Annotated in this window: 1 protein-coding gene and 1 pseudogene; both read right to left on the minus strand. The window is 66.8% G+C overall.

The window, feature by feature from the left end; all coding sequences use genetic code 11:
* Positions 1 to 808: CSS-motif domain-containing protein (locus ACYPYD_RS23700; protein ID WP_459665885.1), on the minus strand; the 808-nt coding region annotated here is incomplete at its 3' end.
* 99 nt (positions 809 to 907) lie between these two features.
* Positions 908 to 1,273 (minus strand): annotated as a pseudogene (locus ACYPYD_RS23705) (aldehyde dehydrogenase (NADP(+))); the annotation flags it as partial.

Below are 1,273 nucleotides of genomic sequence, written 5' to 3' on the forward strand. Positions count from 1 at the left end.
CCAGCGCGCGCTCGGGCGTCAGCCTGCGGCGGGACGTCCAAACGATCAGCGCGACCAGCAGCGCCGAGGTCAACAGGGCAAGCGGAACCAGAGCCCACAACTCGCGGGCCATGCGGGACTGGACATAGGCTTCGTCGGTGATTGCAAAGGCGCGGAAATGCCCGTCGTGCACGGAAGTGAAGATACGCGCGCCGACGCGGGCGAAGCCGTCCGAGGACGCGGCCCTGCGCATCACCTCCCCGGGCGCGGTGCCGTTGACGGCGATGATGCGGCCTTGAAGCGTGGCGATGCCGACCGTCATCGGCGTATCGGTCAGCACGTCCACGAAGCGTTCGTGGCTCACCAGCGCGTTGTAGTCGCCGTGATCGACCACGATGACCGGATGGCCGGCGCTGACTTGCGGCGCAACGTTCAGATAGAGGCCGAAGCCGCCAGCCAGTCGCGCATCCGGCGTTCCGTGTGCGACGAGCTTCGTCACCTTGCCCCAACTGGTGCAGGCGAGCTTGCCGTCCTGGAAATAGCCGACTTCCTCCACCGCGAGGTTGTCCACCGCCAGCTTGCGCATCCGCGCGATATGATCCTCTCCGCAGGCGTCCCAATCGACCGCCTGCAGTTCGCGGAATACGTCGGTCACGCGCGCGAAATTGCGCTCCGCACGCCGCAGCGTCCAGTCGCTGTACTCGGCGAGATGCTCGCGTTCGGCCTCCAGAGCACGGTGCCGGGCATAAGCGATGGCGGCTGCAAGCGGCAGGATCGTCGCAAGAGCGGCAAGAATGCCGGCGATGAAGACGATCCGCTGCCGCTGCATGGGCACACTATGTCAGAAAAACTACGTACTTCTACCCGGATTTGCCGACATAGCGGGCCACGGTCCTGCAGGCTTCGCAATGACGAAGCGGAGGTACGCTCAATCCAGCTTCAGTACGCCGTCGATGCGGCGCGGGGCGTTCCACGGATTGCCGTCGCGAAGGCCCTCGGGGAGCAGGGCGAAGGGCATGTTCTGGTAGCACACCGGGCGCAGGAAGCGCTCGATCGCCGAGGTGCCGACCGAGGTTGTCCGTCCGTCCGAGGTCGAGGGGAACGGGCCGCCGTGGACCATCGCGTGGCACACTTCGACGCCGGTGGGCCAGCCGTTGACGAGGATGCGTCCGACCTTGCGCTCCAGCACCGGCAGCAGCAGCGCGGCCTCCGCCTCGTCCTCGGCGTCGAGGATCAGGGTGGCGGTGAGCTGGCCTTCGAGGGCGGCGATGACCTTGAGCGCCTCGGCCATGTC

The sequence above is a fragment of the Novosphingobium sp. 11B genome, assembly GCF_054589055.1.